We start from the raw sequence: 23194 nt of genomic DNA on the forward strand, positions 1-23194 counted from the left end.
ATATTATGCGGCCGCCAGTTGATATCTGAGTTTGTAGTAATAGTGCCAGCCAAGAGTTACGCTTCGGCATAGCATGAATATTGACATCGCAGCCCAAAGGCTGTGGTTGCCCCAATCTTGCAATAGATACCAACTCGGAAAGTAAACGCCAAAGGTAGCAATTATCATGCTGTTACGCATAATACTCCCGTGTGCAGCACCAATATACACGCCATCAAACAGATAACAGCCAAATGCCAAGATAGGCATAAAAATGAGCCAGATTAAGTAGATGTTTGCGGTGTTTTGTACCGCTTCAATATTGGTTAATAGCTGAATTATCCATGGTCCTACCGACCAAAAAAGCAGGCTAAATAACACCGCAACCATTGCCGACCAGCAAAAAGCCAATACAACACTGTCATGCAGTAGTGTTGGATTTTTTTGACCAAATGCGCGGCCTACTTCGGCTTCAGCATAATAGGCTATACCATCTAACGCATAAGAGATCAGCATCAGTAAATTAAGCAGTACTGCGTTGGCGGCAATAGTATTGTCGCCTAAACCGGCACCATAAAAGGTCATAAAACTAAAGGCGGCTTGCAAGCACAAACTGCGGATAAAAATATCACGGTTTAAGGTGAGTAAACGAGCATATCCGCGCCATGATAAATGTGCGATAACCTGGCTTAAATTAAGCCCACCAGTGTGCACCAGTTGGCGCTTTACCATAATCAATGCCACTGAAAAAGCACTGATATCAGCAATAACAGATGCCAATGCTGCACCTTGGACATTCCATTTAAAGATGATGACAAACACAATATCGAGAATAATATTAGCGCTGTTAGCGATAATTAATTGCCACATAGCAGCTTTTGGCGCTTGGCGTCCGAGTAACCAGCCTAATAACACTAAGTTGACGAGAGCAAAAGGCAGTGACCAGATTCGGATTTCGACGTATTGGCGGCAGTAGAACATCACTTGTTCGCTGGCATCGCTGAGGCTTAATGCTAAATCAAGTATGGGAGAGTGTAATATTACACAAGCTACACCCAAGGTTAATGCTAGGCTGCAACCTTGTATCAGTAATTGTTGTTGAGTTGAGGTATCATTAGCACCGTAGGCTTGTGCGACCAGCCCGGTGGTGGACATGCGTAAAAAGCCGAGTAACCAAATCATCAAGGTGATAATGGTACTGCCTAGCGCTACGCCACCAAGATAGTAAGCTTGTCCAAGATGACCAATCACCGCAGTATCAACTAATCCTAATAGCGGAATAGTGATATTCGACAGTATCATTGGTGTCGCTAAAGCCAATAATTGACGATTTTTTTGGCGGTTTAATAGTAATGCGCTAATTGACATAGGTATGGATAATCATGGTTAAAAAAATAGCTTTATTGTTGGCGGTGTTCAGCTTGAGTGTATTGCATTTTGATGCCAATGCAGTGGTCATTTTACAATATCACCACGTGTCGGACGATACCCCGAAAAGCACAAGTGTCACGCCAAGTCAGTTTTCTGAACAGATGCAGTACTTGGCTGATAATGATTTTACTGTGATTTCATTAGCTGAAGCTGTTGATTCAATAAAGCATAACACGCCAATAGCCGATAGACGTATTGTGATTACTTTCGATGACGGTTATGACAGCATTATCAACAATGCTGCGCCCATTCTAGCCTCACATCAATTTCCGTACACTGTGTTTATTTCTGTTGCCCCCATCGATGCCGGTTTCAAGGGCATGATGAGTTGGAAAGACATTACTGCCTTATCCGATCAAGGCGTGACGATTGCCAACCACAGCTGGGGACACGAACATTTAATTCGTCGTCAAGGCAAAGAAACCCAAGCCCAATGGCAAGCCCGTGTCGAAGATAATATCTTATCGACAGAAGCTGAAATATTAAAACGTACTGGCCAAAGTGTAAAAATGTTTGCCTACCCGTATGGTGAATACACTAACAAATTAGAAGCAATTTTGGCGAAACAGGGCTTTGTTGGCTTTGGTCAGCAATCTGGTGCCGCAGGGGAATATGCTTCACTAACGGCATTACCGCGCTTTCCGGTTGCCAATGCTTATGCTGATTTAGCGAGTTTAACGGTTAAGTTTTCCAGTTTACCGATGCCGGTGATTAAGCAGAACATCAGCGATCCATTATTGGTATCAGGTAAGTGGCGACCTAAATTGGAGTTAACTCTTGATACGCAGGATATTTACCCACATCAAGTGATGTGCTTTATTCAAGGCCAAGGACCGAAGAAACCTATTTGGTTAAGTGAAAATCGCTTATCGATTCAAGCATCATCAGATTTAGCTCCCGGACGTTCACGTTATAACTGCACTGCACCCAGCAAAACTAAAACGGGCTATTATTGGTTCTCACAAGCGTGGATCCGCCCGCAAGATAATGGTCAGTGGCTCGAAGAATAACGACAGTAGCGTGAATCACTAACGCCAAGATTGAACGATTTGGCTAAAGTCAGAAATTAGCTCAGCATTAAGAATTTGTGCGAGCTGCCCAGGCTGTGGTTTGGGTTTAAATACTGCTATTTTTTCTCCTCTTGGCGAAACCAACACATACGATGCGCTATGGTCTACTTGGTAATCACTGTCCTCTCCCACCATGGCATACACAAAGCCTAAGTCACGACTAAACGGAAACAAGTCGGTGTGTTCTGCGCTGACCGCTTTAAAGTCTTTATTGAAAAAATTTATGTAATCTAAACGTTTAGCTTGAGTGTCGCGTTTGGGGTCTGCTGACACAAACACCACTTGTACATTGCTGGCTATTTTTTGCAGTTGTGGATAAGCCGCTGCAAGTTTGTTCAGAGTGGTAGGGCATACATCTGGGCAAGCGGTGTAACCAATAAAGAACAAACTCCATTTACCTTGCACCGTTTGGTTAGTAAACGCATTGCCGTATTGGTCTGCTAATGTAAATGGTGCTAATGGGCGCTGCTGCTCAAATACATAACTGGTCTCCAATGGCATAGGCTCTGTTTGCGTCTGTTGATAAACGACACCACCCACTAGGGCTAATAACATTAGCCCTACCGCTATCATTATTTTCAATATATTTTCCTTTCTAATTTAAGCGTTTACCCAAAAGTAATGGTCAACTAATAATACAATAAACAACACCATTAAATGATAAATCGAGAATTTAAATACTTGCATAGACAGTTCTGGATAGTCATGAAACTTTAACTGCCACGCTTTATAAATAAAACCACAACTGAGTACCGTTGAACCCACCAAATATATTGGACCACACATGCCGACTAAAACGGGTAGTAGGCAGGCTATGGCTAATAGAATGGTGTAAAGCAAAATACAGGTTTTGGTAAATTCGACCCCGTGTGTAACTGGTAGCATTGGAATATCGACCTTGGCATATTCTTTACGGCGATGAATGGCTAATGCCCAAAAATGCGGTGGAGTCCAAGTGAAGATAATAATAACCAGTAGTAGAGCGTAACCATGCAGTTCATTGGTTATTGCGGTCCAGCCTAATAATGGCGGCATAGCGCCGGCTAAGCCACCAATGACAATGTTTTGTGAGGTCGCCCGCTTAAGGTAGGCTGTATACACCAAAGCATAACCAATCAAACTGGCAAAGGTTAACCAAGCTGTGAGGGGATTAACTAAGGTATATAACACCACAAAGCCGAGTGATCCAAGCGACACCGCAAAGGTTACCGCTTTAGTGGTGGAGATTTTACCTTTAGGCAGCGGACGATTATAAGTTCGAGCCATCAAACCATCTATTTTACGGTCAATTAAGTGATTAAACGCCGCCGCAGAGCCTGCCATCATCGCAATACCAGCCATTCCCGCAACCAAAGGTTGTAACGGTACAATGCCAGGCACAGATAAACACATGCCGACCAATACCGTAAGCAACATAAGTGCTACGACTTTGGGTTTGGTCATTTCAAAATAGGCGCGCCATTGTAGAGTTATCTTAGGTTGAACCTGACTAATAGTAAGAGGTTTTGTCATGGTTGATCCTCACTTATGCTTTACGCCACAAGGCGTAATTAATAAAGACTAAGGTAAGCAGCAATAAGGCTGCGCCTCCATTGTGTGATACCGCGATGCCTAAAGGTAAATTCATCACCACATTACTTATACCCAGTCCGACTTGAGCGATGACGAGTAACAGTAATAAGTAACCACTGTTACGCATTATGTGTGATTGTGCATAGCGTAATTTTAGTGCGAGTACGATTAGGGTTATGGCGGTTACCACAGCCCAAATTCGGTGACTGACATGAATGGTCATGCGAGTGGCATAGTCTAAAACGCCAAATTCAAAACTGGGGTGATCGCCTTGAAATGGTGAAAAAGCATCGGCAAAACGTAAGTTGTCGACCCAATTGCCTTCACAGATGGGCAAGGTAGTGCAGGCAAGCGCTGCGTAATTTGATGAGGTCCAGCCACCGAGTATAATTTGAATGACTAATACACCCAAACTGGCTAATGCTAATGGAATGAGCTTACGCGCATAGGTATCCCCTCCGGGGATCCTTAATGGTTTAAGCCGCAGATATAACAGCAGTAACAAGGCGAATAAACTAAAACCGCCTATAAGATGCGCCATAACGACAACAGGCATTAATTTCATGGTGACAGTCCACATTCCCAATGCGGCTTGAAACACAATGAGTACCGCAATAAATACGGGCAGTTTTTTGGGTGCTTGCGGCTGTTTAAGGCACATAATCAGAATGGCTAAAACCATTAACCCTAAAGTACCAGCGATATAGCGATGGATCATTTCAAGCCAAGCTTTTTCTGGCTCAATTTGAGCATCAGGAAATCGACTTTCAATGTTGGCTAAATCATGGCTTGCACTCGGCACCGCTAAATGGCCATAACAGCCCGGCCAGTCAGGACAACCTAATCCAGCATCAGACAGACGTGTATAGGCGCCCATTAGAATAACTGCCAAGGTAAACACTAAGGTGAATTTGATTAATCGCTGTATTGCCATTAGCCAACCCTCGACAACTTAAGCATTTTGCGCAAATCGGCAATCATGGCTTTGCCCTGAGCAATATTGGCGTCGTGACCTATTACGTTGTCATATTGCATGACTAAGCTACCTAGAGGGTCGACAATAATAAGCTGTTGATTGGTCAATAGTGCAGCAAGTGCGTCATTGGCATTTGCTTGGTCAAAAGAGATATTTAATTGCTTGAGGATTTTGGTGTCACTGTGGCTGTTTACTACAATGATTGGGGTAACACGATCCCTATCTTTGCCAAGGGCAATATAGCTCTGGTGTAAAATATACAGCCGTTCCTGGCATTGCTCATTGCAGGTTTCGGGTAAAAAAAACAGTACTTGCCATGCATGAGGTTTAGGATTCTCCATGGCTAAGTTAGCGTAGTTTATGTCGGGAGCGATTAATGCCCCTTTGTTGGTTGCCGCTCCGTTATACAGCTCTAGGCTTAACACTAATTTGGCTAAGGCAACTGGTAAAATAAATACCAGCAGTAAGACCAGTAGTGCTTTATTACTTTTTTTCGGTAGGGAGTTCATTCTATCTCCTCTTTATCATTTTGATATTATTGTTAAGTTAATTATGAACGACGATGCTTAGCGTCGAAATTGTCGAAATGCTATCCAACTCATTAGTCCTAAAAATACTGCTGCCATAGTGAACCATTGCAAGGCATACCCTTGATGTTTCTGTGCCGACAATGGAATGGGTATCCAAGGTTGAGGCAGGTGATAATTTGGAACATTGTCGGGTTGCAGCACCACAGACGTCAGCGTATGGCCAAACATGTCAGTGAGTGCGGGTATATTGATATTTTGAAAACGTACTGGAGTATGAGCATCTGCTAATTGCTCTGCATCGAGTCGGTCACTTAATGGGTTGGGTTGTTTTTGATAAACTCGGCCTACCAGTGTGTAGTAATTTGTTTTTAAGGGGGTGAGTTCGGGTAAAATTCGACGGTCTTTGTTTGCAGGCACAAAGCCTAGCTCGACCATTATCCAAGGTTGTTCAGGGGTTATTTCAAAAATTTGATAAGCTAAATATCCTACTTGACCTTGATACACTTGATTGTCTAATAACATCATCATGTTATTGACGGGTTTAGCGGAGATCTTCAGACGATAACCCGTGAGTAATCTCGTCTCCGGTTGAGAACTTGTTGAGGCTTCTGACGTTTCAACTATTGCCAACATTTCATCATAAGTGAGTGCTTGTTGCTGTTGGCGCTGAATAAGCGTGCTTTGCCACTCTTGTTTAAAGGTTGCTCGTGATAACTGCCATAATCCTAACTTGACCAACAAGCTAAACACGACCAAAGTAATGATTACGAATAACACCCGAGACACACCCACACTTTTAAAAGGATTGCCTGTGACAACACCTTTCATCGTTAAGTTAGTTTTAGTCTCGTTGCTTGTATTCATATTATTTAACTTAGGTAGGGCCTTATTTATTATGGTTAAGGGCGAGCATCAACAATCCATGAGTCGTTTTCTCGGCCGGCGCGTATTGTTTTCTGTTGTCGTTATAATGGTATTGCTGGTGGCTTTGGGGCTTGGTTACATTCAACCTAACCCCAGACCTTATTAGTCGTTAATACGTTGTTTTATAGTACGTATACGAAAATGAATAAGCATAACCACACCACATCAACGAAGTGCCAATACCAACTCCCCGCTTGAAAAGCGAAATGCTTGTCGTGCGTAAAGTGACCCTTCACAATTCTGAGTAATAAAATAATCAAGAACAGGGTACCGATAGTGACGTGCATGCCGTGAAAACCGGTTAACAAAAAGAAGGTGTTGCCGTAGACACCAGAAGAGAGCGTTAACCCCATTTCTTGGTAAGCATGGCTATATTCTTCAACCTGCAAACAGAGAAACGCAATCCCCAAAATTACCGTTAACGCTAACCAGATTATCAAGGGCTTACGATTGGCTTTTTCAAGGTTGGTATGAGCAAAGTGCAAAGTAACTGACGATGTTAGCAATATAATGGTGTTAATTAATGGCAATCCCGTCCATGGCATAGCTTCAGTTGCAGTGCCATCAGGTGTTTTAACCAATGGCCACATAGCTTCAAATGCAGGCCATAACACTTCATGGGTCATGGCATTGTTAGATGCGCCACCAAGCCAAGGTACTGAAATCATGCGGGCATAGAATAGCGCGCCGAAAAATGCCCCAAAAAACATAATCTCTGAAAAAATAAACCAACTCATTCCCTGTCTAAATGAACGATCCATCTGCGGTGAATACAGTCCAGCCATTGATTCATCAATAACGGTCTTAAACCAACCAAAAATCATAAAGATAATCACGGCCAAGCCAGTTATTAAAATGTAACCGCCAGAGGTTTTTTCAGTGGTTAATTGTTGTACATAATTTCCTGCGCCAAACGCAATTAAAAATAAACCTATAGCACCGATTATTGGCCAAGCACTTTGGGCTGGCACATAATAAGTTTGATACTTTGTTGTCATTTTGATGCTCCTTGCTCTATGACTATCGCCTGTCTATCGGTGATGTCGTAAAGGGTATAAGAGAGAGTCAATGTGTTAATGGACGCTGGTAAATCAGGGTCCACGTAAAAAATCAGTGGTAGTTCTGCTGTTGCTGCTGCAGCCAAAGGTTGTTGATTAAAGCAAAAACATTCCGTTTTATTAAAGTATGCCGCACCTTGGCCTGGTGATACCGAAGGGATTGCTTGGCCTACAGTGTCACGTGTCGACAGGTTTTTAACCAAAAATTGTGCGTGAGTGAGCTCCCCTGGATGCACGCTTATTTGGTTAACTTTAGGGCTAAATTCCCATGGCATACCTGACTGAACTTGAGTCACAAATTCAATGGTTACGGTCCGATTTTTATCAACCACCACCGCTTCATAACTACTGGCGCTATTTTGGGTTTTGCCATTAATCCCCAATGTATCGCAGAGCACGTCATAAAGCGGTACCAGCGCAAAACCAAACCCAAACATACCAATTGACCCGGCAATCAGGATGATTAATAGCTTACGATTTGATTTTGTTGGCTGTGTCATCTCATTTAATCTCCGGTGGAGTGGTAAACGAGTGATATGGCGCAGGGCTGGCAATCGACCATTCCAAGCCTTCGGCAGCTTCCCAGGGATTATCTCCAGCGGGTTTGCCACCCTTGATACATTTGAGTACCACAACAAGGAAAATTAGCTGAGATAAACCAAATGCAAAGCCACCAATCGATACAATTTGATTCACATCGGCAAACTGCACAGCGTAGTCGGGGATCCTACGTGGCATACCCGCTAAACCTAGAAAGTGCATTGGGAAAAACAACACGTTGACGGATATTACCGAACACCAAAAGTGCCACTTGCCTAAGGTCTCGTTATACATATGGCCGGTCCATTTAGGCAGCCAATAATAAGCCGCCGCCATAATGGAGAAGATCGCCCCCGTCACCAGTACATAATGGAAGTGAGCTACGACAAAGTAAGTGTCGTGGTATTGGAAGTCCGCAGGGGTAATTGCCAACATCAAACCCGAAAAGCCACCAATAGTGAACAGGATAATGAATGCCACAGCAAACAGCATTGGGGTTTCAAATGTCATAGAACCGCGCCACATAGTTGCGACCCAATTAAACACTTTCACCCCGGTTGGAATGGCAATCAACATGGTGCAATACATGAAAAACAATTCGGCAAAAACAGGCATACCAGTGGTAAACATGTGATGTGCCCATACCAAAAATGACAGAATGGCAATACTGGCAGTGGCGTAAACCATTGAGGAATAACCAAACAGCTTTTTACGGCTAAAGGTTGGTACTATCGCGGAGATAATACCGAAGGACGGTAAAATCATGATGTAAACTTCGGGATGACCAAAGAACCAGAAAATATGCTGGAACATCACCGGATCGCCACCACCTGCTGCATCAAAAAAGCTAGTACCAAAAAACTTATCGGTTAATACCATGGTGACCGCACCTGCGAGCACTGGCATTACCGCAATCAGTAAAAATGCGGTAATAAGCCAGGTCCACACAAACAAAGGTAACTTCATCCATGTCATGCCAGGAGCTCGCAAGTTTACAATGGTTACAATGACGTTAATTGCGCCCATTATCGAACTTATTCCCATGATGTGAATGGAGAAAACAAATAGGGCGGTACTGTCAGGGCTATAGGTGGTTGAGAGCGGGGCATAGAATGTCCAACCAAAGTTAGGACCGCCGCCTTCCATAAATAGCGAACCTAATAACATGGCAAAGGCGAAGGGTAAAATCCAAAAGCTCCAGTTGTTCATTCGCGGTAGTGCCATATCTGGTGCACCAATCATCATAGGTATTAACCAGTTAGCTAATCCGGTAAAAGCGGGCATCACCGCCCCAAACACCATGATGAGACCATGAACTGTGGTCATCTGATTAAAAAAGTTAGGCTCTACTAGCTGTAATCCAGGCTGAAACAATTCAGCTCGAATGACCATTGCCATGGCGCCGCCAGTAAGAAACATAATGAAACTAAACCATAAATATAGCGATCCAATATCTTTATGGTTAGTGGTGAGTAGCCAGCGCATTAGCCCCTTCGGAGCCCCGTGATGATGATCATCATGAGCGGTAGCCAGTGTATCGTGCGTTGTTGTGCTCATTGTTTTCCCCTACTGTCCATGGCTAGCGACATCGGCAGGTTGCACCGCCTCGCCAGAATTATTGCCCCACGCATTGCGCTCATACGTAATCACCGCCGCCATCTTGCGAGGGCTAAGTTGACCACTAAATGCCTGCATTGCGGTTCCTGGTTTACCGTGCATAACGATATCGATATGTCCGCTAACCGGTCCGGTAACAACAGGGCTGCCAATAAGTGAAGGGAAAGCGCCAGGTAAACCTGCGCCAGTGGCTTGGTGACACGCAGCGCATGTCGTAGCATAAACCTGCTCACCTTCAGCAATTAATTGCTCCAAGGTTAAAGTGGGCAGATCCTCTGGTACAACAGTTTCTGCTACGGCTTCGACAACTTGATTGGCTTTGTCGGTAACCGCATCGGTAATGTCAGTTGCCGTGGCTGCAATAGTACTTGCTGCATCGGTTACTGCTTTACTTGGTTCGGTGCTTGCCTCGTTACTGCCTAAAAAGTTGCCTATATCAACTGCTTGCACTACATCACCGCTATTATTGCCCCAGGCATTACGCTCAAAGGTAATTACTGCGGCAATTTCTTGGGCGCTAAGTTGTTTTGCAAAGGCTTGCATTGCGGTTCCTGGTTTACCGTTTAAGACGATATTCAGGTGATCTTCAACAGGCCCTTTTATGATAGGGCTGCCAATTAATGATGGGAATACACCAGGAAGACCCGCGCCATTGGGTTGATGACAAGCGGCGCACCTAGCAATATAGATTTGCTCACCTTGTGAGGTTAGCTCCTCAAGAGACAAGGTTTTAGACATTGATGCCGCAGCGGCTGCAGCAGCATTACTTGCTAGTTGTTTTTGCTCCACTAACCAATTATCAAAATCGGCCTCCGATAATGCTTGCACCACAATCGGCATGAAACCATGGTCTTTACCGCATAATTCGGCACATTGGCCGCGGTAAATACCGGGTTTATCAATGCGGGTCCACGATTCGTTAATAAAGCCTGGATTGGCATCTTTTTTAACGGCAAACGCCGGCACCCACCATGAATGAATAACATCATCAGATGTCATCAAGAAGCGCACTTTTTGATTAATAGGCAGTACTAATGGCTTATCGACTTCGAGGAGGTAATGTTCTCCTTTGGCCTCACTGCCATCAATTTGAGCTCTGGGGGTGGATAATGTGCTGTAAAATTCGATGTCTTTATCAAAATAGCTGTAATGCCACTTCCACTGCGACCCAGTAATTTTTATGGTGAGATCAGCATCACTGGGATCTTCCATAGCAATCAAGGTTTTGGTGGCTGGAATAGCCATGCCGATTAAGATGATGAAAGGGATGACGGTCCAAGCAATTTCCACTTTGGTACTTTCGTGAAAATTGGCCGCGACAGCGCCTTTTGATTTGCGGTGATAAATCATTGAGTAAATCATGATCCCAAACACCACTAACCCAATTACACAACAGATATAAAGAATTGTCATATGGAGGTCGTAAACCTTGCCACTGATATCTGTCACGCCTTGAGTCATGTTGAGGGGCATTTCTGTTGCCCCAAGCGGAAGTGCTACAAACACAACCAGTAAACAATACAACCATTGCTTCACAAGACTACTCCTCTGCTAATTGCAAATAGCAACTACAAAGAAGAGTCACACAGTAATTCTCTGCTCTATGCAAACTCTTCGGTTCCCGAAAAAAGTTTGATGACCTCAAAGTACTTTGGTGGCTGTAAACAGACGGTTTACGGTTTTATTGTTAGCTGTGCACCACGCTTGTACCTACGACTGAACTTATCAATTTTGATTTGGATCATTGGTCTGAAAGTAATCTTGATTACTGTCATTCCCGTCCAATTAAAGATAAAAAATGTTTCATCCTTGTTAACCACATTACTTGTAGATTAAACATTGATCAAGATCACTTTGTTGGCTAATAGGCTGAAAAAAGATGAAAAAAAACCCTGAATTCAATACAGGGCTTGGTAATGAAGGGTTCGTGCTTAGTGAAATGAGCAAAAATTACTTGTTCCATTTGTTAAAGTAGGGCTAACAAGTTGATGTTTGTGAGGTAAGTGAGCATTCACATCTTCAATTACCACCCCTAATGCACGTGCACTTTTAGCGACAATTTCTAAACGGCGACTATCGCGAGCATCAAGTGAGCTTGTCCAAGTCACTACTGCGCTCGATGTACCGCTAGTGAGCGCTTTCTCCATGGCCCATAATGTTTCGACTTCATCTTTGGTGTGCACCAGTAAAATGCGATCCATTCTTACACCAGCACTTGCCAGCATATGTTTATAGCCAATATGGGGCGGGCTAATTAATACAATCCATCTGCCTTGCTGGCTCAATATCGCTAACTGGCTGCACAATTGGCTCAGTTCAGCTTCACCTTGAGTGACAGTTTGTAATGTTTGAATGGTTTGGGTGCTATGCAGTTCTGTTTCAGTTAAATCTACCCATAAGCCCGGGTGGCGTGGCGCGATGCCCATTAGTTTGTTCATAACCAATCTCCATTACGGATAACGCCAACGGCAAGCCCTTCGATGGTTAGGCTTTGGCAACTTAAATCTACTTTTATCGGATTGTAATCTTCATTTTCGGCATGCAGATAAATCACATTACCTTTTTGTTCAAATCGTTTTACGGTGACGTCATCATCAACACGTGCCACAACAACCTGGCCATTACGTGCTTGCTGCATTTTATGTACAGCGAGTAAGTCGCCTTCTAAAATTCCGATATTTTTCATGCTGTCACCACGTACTCGCAGCAAAAAATCTGCGGCGGGCTTAAACATGTTTGGATCGACTTGATAGTATTGCTCTACATGCTCTTGAGCCAAAATTGGTTCACCAGCAGCAACCTGTCCAATCAGTGGCAGACCGGTTTCAACCTGTTCTTCTTGAGGTAAACGAATGCCTCTTGAGGTCCCAGGCATGATCTCGATAAAGCCTTTTTTGGCTAATGCTTTTAAATGCTCTTCGGCGGCATTAGCACTTTTAAAGCCAAGACGATTCGCAATTTCAGCACGAGTGGGTGGCATACCTGTTTCGGCGATATTGTTTTTAATTAAGTCTAAAATTTCTGCTTGGCGCGGCGTTAACGGTCTCATGATGATTCCTGTCTTTTTATACAGTGACTGTCATTATATACAGTGTTTATGTTCGCGCAAGTATTAACCAACTATTTTTTGTATTTTGTTGATTAAGTATCACTCAACAATATGTTTTAGTTAACTATTACTAATGTTCTGTCTTATGTTATTTCTGATAGTGAGAGCTTAAGCGTAAAGATAGATCGGTCTGATAGTGTAAGCAGGGTGGTTTCTGGTATCCTATACATCAATATTACAGTGGCTTATGTTGCGAAAATAACCATGTCAAAACCAGATTCAATATTTTTACGAGCATTAAGATGGATTCAAAAGTGGATGGTACAGACCATTGTGGTCCCTCACGATCCTTTTGATGACCTCAATATAGATCCAACTAAACCTTTGGTTTATTTAATGAAAACGGAATCTATTAGCGATATTGCCGCGTTGAGCGAAATCACCGAGGGCTTTGGTCTGCCCAGTCCTTATGAGCCATTACAGCTTGATGGCTTAACCGTGCCTCGTGTGGTCTGTTTAGAGGGCCGCAAACCACTATTTGGTAAACGTGAAAGTGGTGACAAATTCCTTAATTATTTTACCAGCTTATTGTCACTTCACAGTGAGAGTCCTGAATTAGATATACAGTTGGTTCCTGTTTGCCTTTATTGGGGACGTACACCCGGTAAAGAAGAAGACAGCATGAAAGCTGCAGTATTTGAACGTGAAAACCCTACGTGGTTACGTAAATGGTTAATGATTTTATTTTTAGGGCGCCATAATTTCGTCCAGTTTTCTAATGCACTATCGCTTCGTCATATGGCCGATGAACATGGTACTGATAAAAGAATTGCTCACAAATTAACCCGAGTTGCCCGAGTGCATTTCCGCCGTCAACGCAAAGTGATGACAGGGCCACAATTACCTAATCGACAAGCGTTGTTTGCCTCTTTATTAAAATCAGAATCTATCAAAAAAGCCATTGAAGAAGAGTCTGCGAATAAGAAAGTAACGGTCGAGAAAGCGCGTGAAACCGCCATTGAATACCTTGATGAAATTGCCGCCGACTATTCTGATAGTTTGGTGCGTATTGCCGAACGTTTCCTGACTTGGTTATGGAACAAATTATACAGTGGTATCAATATCAAAGGTGCCGAACAAGTAAGACAGTTACATCATGATGGCCATGAAATTGTTTACGTTCCTTGTCATCGTAGCCATATGGATTACTTGCTACTGTCGTATATTTTGTATTATCAGGGCATGGTTCCGCCGCACATTGCTGCCGGTATTAACCTTAATTTTTGGCCAGCAGGGCCGATGTTCCGCCGTGGTGGTGCATTCTTTATCCGTCGTAGTTTTAATGGTAATAAACTTTATACCGCAGTATTTCGTGAATATTTAGATCAGTTATTTGCTAAGGGTTATGCGGTCGAGTATTTCACTGAAGGCGGCCGTTCGCGTACCGGACGTTTGTTAGCGCCTAAAACCGGTATGTTGGCTATGACAATTAATAGTGTGCTTCGTGGGATAGAGCGCCCAGTGACATTAGTACCCGTGTATTTAGGTTATGACCATGTGATGGAAGTGGCGACGTATCACAAAGAATTAAGCGGTAAGAAAAAGAAAAAAGAATCAGTTTGGCAGGTCTTTGGTGCTATTCGTAAGTTAGGCAATTTTGGCCAAGGTTATGTGAATTTTGGTGAGCCGATTAATTTACAACAGTTCTTAAATCAGCAGGCGCCAGAGTGGCGTGATGAGCTAGCTAAAGATCCTGATCAAAAACCGTCTTGGTTTACGCCATCAGTTAATTTATTGGCTAACCGTGTAATGACTAATATCAATGGCGCTGCCGCAGCCAGCTCAGTAACATTGACCAGTTTAGTGTTACTAGCGTCAGAGCAAAATGCGTTAGAAAGAAGCCAGTTAGAGCGTCAGCTTGATTTGTATTTAGCCTTACTTAAAACAGTGCCTTATACCGAATACGCCTCAGTGGCAGAAGGTAATGGCAAGTCAATTGTTGATCATTGTTTGTCGTTAAATAAGTTTGTGAGTACCAAAGACCTTATTGGCGAAATCATTTCTGTTGATGAAAAAATTGCCATCACCATGAGTTATTACCGTAACAATATTATTCACTTAATGGCGCTTCCGTCATTAATTGCCAGTTGTTTAGTGCATTATGATGTGTGCGACCGTCAGCGAATTCATGCCATTGTAATGGACTTTTATCCATTGCTTAAAGCTGAACTCTTTATGAGCATTGATGATGTGCCTAAACATGTAGATTGCATTTTAGATTTCATGGTTGAACAAGGTTTACTGACAGGTAGCGATCAATTTGAGATAACGCCTCGTCATATTACCCAAGTGTTATTGTTAGCCGAAACTATCAGTGAAACGTTGCAACGTTATGCGATTATTTTTAATTTACTGGCAATAAAACCAGATCTTGAGCGCTCAGAACTGGAACGCGATAGCCATTTGTTAGCCCAACGATTAGGCGCGCTGCACGGTATTACCGCACCAGAATTTTATGACAAAAAATTATATAACACCCTGAGTGTGAAACTGAAAGAATTGGGCTATTTATGCAGCGACGAACATCGTGCAGAAGTGATCAGAATTCGTGATAACGCTAATAAATTACTCAGCTCTTTAGTAAGACAAACCATTGTTGATAGTGTGGAAGCGGAGCACGGACAATAATGGCTAATCATATGAATGCTGCTAAGCATCGTACCAGCGGTAAATCTGTATTGGGTGGGGCGATGATTATTGCCGGAACCACTGTGGGTGCGGGGATGTTTTCGTTACCCGTTGTTGGTGCTGGAATGTGGTTTGGCTATTCTATCGCGATGTTACTCGGCGTTTGGTTTTGCATGCTAATGTCGGGTTTATTGTTATTAGAAGCCAATTTGCATTTTGAACCAGGTGACAGTTTTGACACCTTAACTCGGGTGACTCTGGGGCAGTTCTGGCGGGTGATTAACGGCGTTTCGATTGCGTTTGTGTTATATATTTTAACCTATGCTTACATCAGCGGTGGTGGTTCGATTGTGAATCACAGTCTGTCTGCATTGGGCGTAAGCCTACCGCAGAGCGTAGCCGGATTAGTGTTTGCGGTAGTTTTGGCTCTGGTGGTATTTATTAGTACTAAAGCGGTCGACCGTATCACCACAATCATGCTTGGCGGCATGGTGATTACTTTCTTTTTGGCTATTGGTAACTTATTAATCGATATCGATACCATAAAGCTAGTGTCGCCTGATGGTGAATCGCGTTACCTGCCTTATTTACTTGCCGCGATTCCATTTGGCTTAGCCAGTTTTGGTTATCACGGCAATGTGCCAAGTTTAGTCAAATATTACGGTAAAGATGCCAAAACCATCGTTAAAGCCATTATTACTGGAACCACTATCGCATTGGTAATTTATATATGTTGGTTAGTGGCAACGATGGGTAATATTCAACGAAGCCAGTTTGCCGATATTATTGCTCAAGGTGGCAATATCGGTGTGTTAGTGGGTGCGTTGTCTGGGGTTATTGCCAGTCAATGGCTGGATAACATGCTAACCCTATTTGCTAACCTTGCCGTTGCCTCATCATTTTTAGGTGTGACACTAGGCTTGTTCGATTACCTTGCTGATTTATTTGGGTTTGACGACTCGCGATCAGGACGAATTAAAACGGCAGCGGTCACGTTTGTGCCACCAACAATCCTTGGTTTGTTATTTCCGAATGGATTTATTTTAGCGATTGGTTTTGCTGCGCTAGCTGCCACTATTTGGGCTGTTATTGTACCAGCGTTATTAGCCTATAAAGTAAGACAACAATATCCTGACTCAAAGGGATTTAAAGTCCCTGGTGGAACCCCGTTAATTGCTATTGTGGTGTTGTTTGGAGTTATCACTGCCACATGTCATTTGCTGGCCATGGCCGATATATTGCCGGTGTTTAAATAGACGCAAAAAATTCCGGTGAAAAAACTTTTAGTCAAAAAGCCTTCGTTTGAAGGCTTTTTGCTTTTCTGCTGATATCGACTTAACTTATAAGACAAGTTTCATGTTGGCTATAACAAGGCAACTATTTTTATAAAGGATTAGGATAATGAAGGTACAACAGTATCAACAAGGACAGCCTTGCTGGATTGAATTAGCAACTCATGATTGGGCGGCAGGTAAAGCATTTTATCAGGCGCTATTTGGCTGGGGAGCAGATGATATGCCTATGCCAGAAGGGCATTATACTATGCTGCAAATCGACGGTGATGATATTGCTGCAATGTACCCAATGCCAGCAGAAATGGAGGCTTTACCGACTCATTGGACAATTTATTTTGCGGTCGATGATGTTGATGCTACCTCTAAGGCTGTGACTCAAGCTGGAGGTGAAATTATTGCGGGGCCTCATTCTGTTGGAGATGCTGGCCGTATGGCGCTATGCACAGATCCAGAAGGCTGTCGATTTGCATTATGGCAAGGCCAAGACCATATTGGCATTAAGCGATCGCAAGAATCAAATACCCTATGTTGGGTTGAGCTTGCTTGTCGTGATACCGCTGCGGCGAAACAGTTTTATAGCCAAGTATTAGGTTATCAAACTCAGCTTAATGATGTGGCTGATTTTGAATACACCGAATGGTATGCGGATGAACAAGCCATTGGCGGAATGATGGCAATGACTGCAGAATGGGGTGATACTCCTGCCCACTGGATGAGTTACTTTGCCGTTGATGACTGTGATGTATCAGTGACTAAAGCACAAACCTTGGGAGCTACTGTTTGTGTGCCAGCAACCGATATTCCAAACGTAGGCCGTTTTTCAGTACTCAATGATCCACAAGGTGGGGTTTTTTCCATTATTGCGTTATTTGCTGCGCAATAAATAGATCTGAAAATTATATTTTTCCATAATGAATGTTGATTATTTATATTCGTGTGTTGCCGATTAAAGCTAGAGTATCATTTAATGTAGAGTGCCGATTTAAGATCGAATGACGATTTAAGATAGAAGGCCGATTGAACCTTGATTATTAAGTGATGTCATATTGAGTTGTTGGTAAAATGTTACTTTTAGTAGAGTGTTACTATTAGTTGTTGGTAAGAGTTAGTGTATTTAAACAAGGATGAGTGAATGACACAGGAAAACACCCAAATCACATTAGCCAGTATTCATCGCAATATGTTGTTAGTGGCACTGATCGATTTTCCTGGCACGATATTATTTGGTCTTGGACTCTACGGTATCCTTGTAGGGTTTGACCAAGATTTCTTGCCTATGTTAGCCAACCCTTTGATCATTATTATTATGTTGATTATCGGTGCGATTATTATGCTATGGGGGATTATCCGCATGATGCTGCTTGCGCGTCAAAAACAAGGAATATTACAACAATGAAAAAATGGATAATCCAATTAAGCTTGTTATCTAGCTTAGTGATACTTACGGGATGCCGTGGTACCGATATCATCAATATTGGTAATAATATTGGCAATGCAGATGACAATAAAAATGACACAGATTACATGATACTGAATGTCCCTAGGGCAATTTTAGCCAGCGATCCATGCAAATATGGGCATCCTGACGATATTGCGGCGTGTCGTAAAAAGAAACAAGATGAAGCCGACCAACTTAATGAATCACTTAAGCGTAAATAACATTGTAATTAGCATATAAAAATCCCAAGCGATTAATCGTTTGGGATTTTTATTTATAGGGGTAAAAGTAATAACCTCAACTCTGGTTAAATAAATTTAAGATAATGATTGCTTGGGTAACTTACGGCCATATATCAGCAAGTAAATTGCTGGGATAACAAATAGCGACAGTAGCGGCGCAGTGACCATTCCTCCGACCATAGGCGCAGCAATTTTTTGCATCACTTCATTACCCGTACCGCTACCCCACATGATCGGTAGTAAACCAAAAAAGATGGTGGCGACGGTCATGGCTTTAGGGCGAATGCGCATCACTGCACCTTCAATTAATGCAGCCGTTAAATCCGCTTTGCTGTGGTAATTGTCGGCTTCTTTATAGGCCTTAATACTATTATTAAGGTACACCTGCATCACTACGCCAAACTCAGCGGCGACCCCAGCTAAGGCAATCATGCCGACAGATACAGCAACTGAAAAATTAAAATCGAGTCCATACAGTAGCCATGCGCTACCCACCAATGAAAAGGGTAAACTTAACATGATTACAGATGCTTGTATTACTGAGTTGAAAGTCATCATCAGCAACATAAAAATCACCGCGATCATTAATGGGATCACCATTTTCATTTTGGCATCTACGCGTTGCATGTACTCGTATTGCCCAGCAAAGCTATAGTTGTAGCGTGGAGGAAGGGTAATTTGTTGTTTAAGTGCCTTTTCTGCTGCAACGATATATTCACCGATAGAAATGTCTTTCAGATCGACAAACACCCACGAGATAAGGCGACCGTTTTCACTGGCTAACATAGGCGCACCATCGGTAATTTTCAGTTCGGCTAAATAACTTAACGGTAAGTACTTACCCGTTTTAGTCAGAACGGGTAAATTTCTGAGCTTCTCGATGTTGTCACGTAGCTCTCGCGGGTAACGGATATTGATTGGATAGCGTTCTTGACCTTGTATTGATTCACCTATTGTCATGCCACCAATGGCAATCTTTACCACATCTTGGATGTCTTTTAAGGTCATGCCATAACGTGCGGCATTTTTAAGGTCTGGTGTGATATCGATATAACGGCCGCCGCTACTACGCTGTGAAAATGCCGACTCAGTTCCCGGTAATTGGTTTACTACCGCTTCTATTTCTGCACCAATACGTTGTAGTTCTTCAACATTTGCGCCCGATATTTTTATGCCGACAGGCGTTCTCACGCCGGTAGATAACATATCGATACGGGTTTTAATCGGTTGCACCCAAGCATTGGTCATCCCTGGTATACGCACGGTTTTTTGCAGTTCAGCAATAATGCTCTCTAAGGTTACGCCTTCACGCCATTCGCCAGGCGGTTTGAGCATGATGGTGGTTTCTAGCATTGTTAGCGGCGCTGGGTCAGTTGCTGTCATGGCTCGGCCCACTTTGCCAAACACGCGTTTAACTTCGGGTACTGTTTTTATCAGTCGGTCAGTTTGCTGCAATATTTCTGCTGCTTTGCCTGCACTTACACTGGGTAGCGTGGTGGGCATGTAAAGTAGGTCACCTTCTTCTAAGGTGGGCATAAACTCTGAGCCCATTTGGCTTAATGGGTAGTAAGCACTGAATAGCACAATAATGGCTAATCCGATGGTGATTTTAGGGAAATGCAGTACCCATTTTAACAATGGTTGATATATGGCAATTAATACTCGGCTAATGGGGTTTTTACGCTCATCAGGGATTTTACCTCGCACAAAATAACCCATTAACACCGGAATTAAGGTAATTGCTAAAATGGCAGATGCCGCCATAGCGAAGGTTTTGGTAAAGGCTAGCGGGTGAAATAAACGTCCTTCTTGCGCTTCAAGGGCAAAGACCGGTGTAAAGCTTAGGGTTATAATCAATAAGCTGAAAAATAAAGCTGGGCCGACCTCAATTGAGGCCTCTTTGACGAGTTGCCAATGATCATCTCCTTCTGGAGCTTTACCGTGTTTTTGGCGATAATGTTCCAAATGCTTATGGGTATTTTCGACCATTACAATTGACGCATCAACTACCGCTCCTATGGCAATGGCAATACCGCCTAAGCTCATAATATTGGCATTGACACCAATGATATTCATGGCGATAAAGCTGACTAAAATCGAAATAGGTAAGGTGATTATCGCGACTAACGTTGAGCGTGCATGCAGTAAAAATAGTAGGCAAATAAGTCCGACAACCAGCATTTCTTCTAACACTTTATGCTTAAGGTTATCGACTGAGCGTAAGATTAACTCTGAGCGATCATAAGTGGTGACTAATTCGACCCCATCAGGTAATCCATTACTGATCTCCTTGAGTTTTTGCTTAACATTATTAATGGTTTCAAGAGCATTTTCACCATAGCGCATCACCACAATACCGCCGACAACTTCGCCTTTGCCATCGAGTTCGGCAATACCACGACGCGCCGCTGGGCCAGTTCGTAGTTGGGCAACGTCTTTCATTAATACCGGCGTACCAGTTTCCGATAAAATGCCCAGTGGGACTTCAGCAAAGTCGGCAATGGTTTGGCGATAACCACTTGAAGTGATCATGTATTCTGCTTCGGCCATTTCAATCACCGAGCCGCCTGTCGAGCTATTGGAGTTATCTAAGGCGTTTTTAATGGTCATTAAGTCGATTTTATACAGTGCTAGCTTATGTGGGTCGACGACCACTTGATATGTTTGTTCCATACCGCCAACAGTCGCAACTTCGGATACTCCGGCAACACTTTGTAATTCAAGTTTTAAAAACCAATCTTGTAATGAACGCAGTTGGGCTAAATCATACTGTCCGTTACGATCGACTAAGGCATATTGGAAAATCCAACCCACTCCCGATGCATCAGGGCCAATACTGGGCGTGACACCGTCAGGCAGTTGATCTTGGGTTTGCGATAAATATTCAAGCACCCGTGAACGCGCCCAATAGATATCGGTGCCATCTTCAAAAATGACATACACAAACGAGTCACCAAACATTGAAAAACCACGTACTGTTTTGGCTCCTGGCACGGCAAGCATGGCCGATGACAATGGATAGGTAATTTGATCTTCAACTAATTGTGGTGCCTGGCCTGGGTAAGAGGTTTTTACAATAACTTGTACGTCTGATAAATCAGGTAGTGCGTCCAGTGGGGTCATGCGCATGGCTTGATAACCCACTAACGCGATAACGGCCGTGAGTATCAACACCATAACGCGTTGCTTTATTGAAGCACTGATAATTTTTGCTAACATTGTCGTGCTCCTTAGTGCTGGTGAGCATCGGTAGTGGTTGATTCTTTGGTCGTTGGCGCATTACTTAAACGCTGTAAACTGCCTTGAATACTGGCTTCTGAATCTAATAAGAACTGCCCTGAAATAACCACTTTGTCATGTTCATTCAGTCCTTCTAAGATTTCGGCTCTACCGTCTGCCATCATACCAATTTTGACTGGCACCGAAGCAAAGCTGGTATCACTGCGTTGCACCACCACGCGGTTTTCACGTCCGGTAAGGATCAGTGCTTCAGTTGGTACAGTGAGCACATTATCTTTTGGCAGGCCAAATAAGGTCACATCAACTAAACTGCCTGGTCTGAGTTTGTCGTTATGATTGTTAAGCTTGATCCGCACCCGCATCGCTCGGGTGACAGGGTCTAATTCTGGGTAGATATAGTCAATTGTCGAGTCAATATCAAACAGCCCTTGTGCTGCAGCGCTAACACTGACTTTACGGCCTTGTTGTAGCCAGCTTTGTTCATTTTCAAATACATCAGCAATGACCCATACACTGTCTAAATTAACGATTTCAAACAAGGTATCTCCAGGCTGAATATACATGCCATGACGCACGGTTAGCTTACTGATAAAGCCATCTTGTGGGGCATAAAAAGGCACTTTAAAAATGGTTTCACCGGTTTTTTCTAAACGATCAATTATCGAGGTATCGACGCCAAGCAGCTCTAAGCGTTTACGTGCTTTAAGTAATAAACTGCTACCTCGTTTTTTATCTTGCAAAAGGTAGTCTTGAGCTTGGGAATAGTCGTCTTGGGCATTGACGAGCTCGGGTGAATAAAGCTCATATAAAAGTTGGCCTTTTTTTATCTGTTGTCCCACGTTATGTACCGTGAGCGTTTCTATCCATCCGGTTGCGCGTGTATGCACATGGCCAATCGCATTTTCATTATATTGCACCGTGCCTATGGTATTCACTTGGCGCGACAAACTGGTTTTTTCAACTACATGGCTTCGCATACCCAAAGCTTGTTGCATCCCGCCAGAAACACCGACAACAATTTCTTGGCTTGCATCGGTAACGGTGACTTTCTCTAGGTTCATCCCGCAAATAGGGCAGGTTCCAGGAGCATCGGACACCACATGTGGATGCATTGGACAGACATATTTTACATTGGTGCTATCGCTCTGATTTGCTGCCGGCACTAATGTGGGCTTAGGTTGACTAAATACCTTATCTGCTTGGCTTTGTTTTACAGGAGTCGCACTTTGCATATTTGCCATTGGATCTTGAGTGTCGTCAATGGTGGACTCTTCTTCCTCTTCTTTGACGACGAGAAACATATTACAGATGGGGCAGGTTCCCTCTTTATCACTGATCACTTCAGGATGCATCGGGCAAGTATAAGTTTTACTGGCTTGCGACTGATGCTGGGCATGATCGTGCTCTGCGCCATAAGCGACAGGTGATGTGAAAGCCGCGGGGATCATTACCCCAACAAACGCGCCTAATAGCACACTAGAAAGTGGGAATTTCTTCATAACAACCTCGATATTCATCATGGCAATACTGAAGATTGCCATGATG

At 43.2% G+C, this 23194-nt stretch carries 21 protein-coding genes; 7 read left to right on the top strand and 14 right to left on the bottom strand.

Annotated features, from left to right (window positions below):
• Positions 1-3 precede the first annotated feature (3 nt).
• Entirely contained in the window at positions 4-1347 is a 1344-nt protein-coding gene (locus SFRI_RS01305; RefSeq protein WP_011635737.1) for an MATE family efflux transporter, read from the bottom strand.
• Between the two features lie 14 nt (positions 1348-1361).
• Here SFRI_RS01305 and SFRI_RS01310 point away from each other — a divergent pair, with 14 nt between their 5' ends.
• Positions 1362-2420: a polysaccharide deacetylase family protein gene (locus tag SFRI_RS01310; RefSeq protein ID WP_011635738.1), complete on the top strand. Its 1059-nt coding sequence runs from the start codon at positions 1362-1364 to the stop codon at positions 2418-2420.
• An 18-nt stretch (positions 2421-2438) separates the two neighbouring features.
• Here the strand turns inward: SFRI_RS01310 and SFRI_RS01315 are convergent, their stop codons facing one another.
• Genes SFRI_RS01315 through SFRI_RS01335 form a run of 5 tightly spaced genes read right to left on the bottom strand, consistent with a single transcriptional unit; the run spans position 2439 to position 6422 of the window.
• Positions 2439-3053 (bottom strand): SCO family protein, encoded by a 615-nt coding sequence (locus SFRI_RS01315; RefSeq protein WP_011635739.1) that lies wholly within the window; start codon positions 3051-3053, stop codon positions 2439-2441.
• A gap of 27 nt (positions 3054-3080) precedes the next feature.
• On the bottom strand, positions 3081-3992 hold the full coding sequence (cyoE, locus tag SFRI_RS01320) for a heme o synthase (protein WP_011635740.1): 912 nt from the start codon (positions 3990-3992) through the stop codon (positions 3081-3083).
• Positions 3993-4005: 13 nt separating this feature from the next.
• Entirely contained in the window at positions 4006-4986 is a 981-nt protein-coding gene (locus tag SFRI_RS01325) for a COX15/CtaA family protein (protein ID WP_011635741.1), read from the bottom strand.
• Positions 4986-5537, bottom strand: a complete 552-nt coding sequence (locus tag SFRI_RS01330) for a hypothetical protein (protein WP_011635742.1) — start codon at positions 5535-5537, stop codon at positions 4986-4988. Before SFRI_RS01330 ends, SFRI_RS01325 begins: the two co-directional genes overlap by 1 nt.
• A 57-nt stretch (positions 5538-5594) precedes the next feature.
• The gene (locus SFRI_RS01335) at positions 5595-6422 is read right to left on the bottom strand and encodes an SURF1 family protein (protein WP_011635743.1); all 828 of its coding nucleotides are present in this window, start codon (positions 6420-6422) and stop codon (positions 5595-5597) included.
• Here SFRI_RS01335 and SFRI_RS01340 point away from each other — a divergent pair.
• A complete protein-coding gene (locus tag SFRI_RS01340; RefSeq protein WP_041412724.1) occupies positions 6370-6588 on the top strand; it encodes a DUF2909 domain-containing protein in 219 nt (72 codons plus the stop codon). The genes SFRI_RS01335 and SFRI_RS01340 overlap by 53 nt on opposite strands.
• A 16-nt stretch (positions 6589-6604) precedes the next feature.
• Here the strand turns inward: SFRI_RS01340 and SFRI_RS01345 are convergent, their stop codons facing one another.
• From SFRI_RS01345 to lexA, 6 genes are all read right to left on the bottom strand, one after another.
• On the bottom strand, positions 6605-7480 hold the full coding sequence (locus SFRI_RS01345; RefSeq protein ID WP_011635745.1) for a cytochrome c oxidase subunit 3: 876 nt from the start codon (positions 7478-7480) through the stop codon (positions 6605-6607).
• Positions 7477-8040 carry a cytochrome c oxidase assembly protein gene (locus SFRI_RS01350; protein ID WP_011635746.1) on the bottom strand — a complete coding sequence of 188 codons (564 nt, stop codon included), beginning with the start codon at positions 8038-8040 and terminating at the stop codon, positions 7477-7479. The genes SFRI_RS01345 and SFRI_RS01350 overlap by 4 nt, the downstream gene beginning before the upstream one ends.
• Before the next feature lies 1 nt (position 8041).
• On the bottom strand, positions 8042-9637 hold the full coding sequence (gene ctaD, locus SFRI_RS01355) for a cytochrome c oxidase subunit I (RefSeq protein ID WP_011635747.1): 1596 nt from the start codon (positions 9635-9637) through the stop codon (positions 8042-8044).
• Positions 9638-9646: 9 nt separating this feature from the next.
• Positions 9647-11233, bottom strand: coding sequence for a cytochrome c oxidase subunit II (gene coxB, locus SFRI_RS01360; protein ID WP_011635748.1), 1587 nt, complete (start codon positions 11231-11233; stop codon positions 9647-9649).
• 395 nt (positions 11234-11628) lie between these two features.
• Entirely contained in the window at positions 11629-12135 is a 507-nt protein-coding gene (locus tag SFRI_RS01365; protein ID WP_011635749.1) for a cell division inhibitor SulA, read from the bottom strand.
• A complete protein-coding gene (gene lexA, locus SFRI_RS01370) occupies positions 12132-12746 on the bottom strand; it encodes a transcriptional repressor LexA (RefSeq protein WP_011635750.1) in 615 nt (204 codons plus the stop codon). The genes SFRI_RS01365 and lexA overlap by 4 nt, the downstream gene beginning before the upstream one ends.
• Before the next feature lie 264 nt (positions 12747-13010).
• Here lexA and plsB point away from each other — a divergent pair, with 264 nt between their 5' ends.
• From plsB to SFRI_RS01395, 5 genes are all read left to right on the top strand, one after another.
• Positions 13011-15434 carry a glycerol-3-phosphate 1-O-acyltransferase PlsB gene (gene plsB, locus SFRI_RS01375; protein WP_011635751.1) on the top strand — a complete coding sequence of 808 codons (2424 nt, stop codon included), beginning with the start codon at positions 13011-13013 and terminating at the stop codon, positions 15432-15434.
• Entirely contained in the window at positions 15434-16690 is a 1257-nt protein-coding gene (gene mtr / locus SFRI_RS01380; protein WP_011635752.1) for a tryptophan permease, read from the top strand. The genes plsB and mtr overlap by 1 nt, the downstream gene beginning before the upstream one ends.
• A gap of 145 nt (positions 16691-16835) precedes the next feature.
• Positions 16836-17612, top strand: a complete 777-nt coding sequence (locus SFRI_RS01385) for a VOC family protein (RefSeq protein WP_011635753.1) — start codon at positions 16836-16838, stop codon at positions 17610-17612.
• A 249-nt stretch (positions 17613-17861) separates the two neighbouring features.
• On the top strand, positions 17862-18125 hold the full coding sequence (locus SFRI_RS01390) for a hypothetical protein (RefSeq protein ID WP_011635754.1): 264 nt from the start codon (positions 17862-17864) through the stop codon (positions 18123-18125).
• Positions 18122-18388 carry a hypothetical protein gene (locus SFRI_RS01395; RefSeq protein ID WP_011635755.1) on the top strand — a complete coding sequence of 89 codons (267 nt, stop codon included), beginning with the start codon at positions 18122-18124 and terminating at the stop codon, positions 18386-18388. Before SFRI_RS01390 ends, SFRI_RS01395 begins: the two co-directional genes overlap by 4 nt.
• Before the next feature lie 96 nt (positions 18389-18484).
• Here SFRI_RS01395 and SFRI_RS01400 read toward each other — a convergent pair whose 3' ends face one another.
• Both SFRI_RS01400 and SFRI_RS01405 read right to left on the bottom strand, forming a co-directional pair.
• Positions 18485-21628 (bottom strand): efflux RND transporter permease subunit, encoded by a 3144-nt coding sequence (locus SFRI_RS01400; RefSeq protein WP_011635756.1) that lies wholly within the window; start codon positions 21626-21628, stop codon positions 18485-18487.
• Between the two features lie 11 nt (positions 21629-21639).
• Positions 21640-23148, bottom strand: coding sequence for an efflux RND transporter periplasmic adaptor subunit (locus tag SFRI_RS01405; protein ID WP_011635757.1), 1509 nt, complete (start codon positions 23146-23148; stop codon positions 21640-21642).
• Positions 23149-23194: the final 46 nt, after the last annotated feature.

The sequence above is a fragment of the Shewanella frigidimarina NCIMB 400 genome, from assembly GCF_000014705.1.
In the GTDB taxonomy this organism is placed as follows: Bacteria; Pseudomonadota; Gammaproteobacteria; order Enterobacterales; family Shewanellaceae; genus Shewanella; species Shewanella frigidimarina.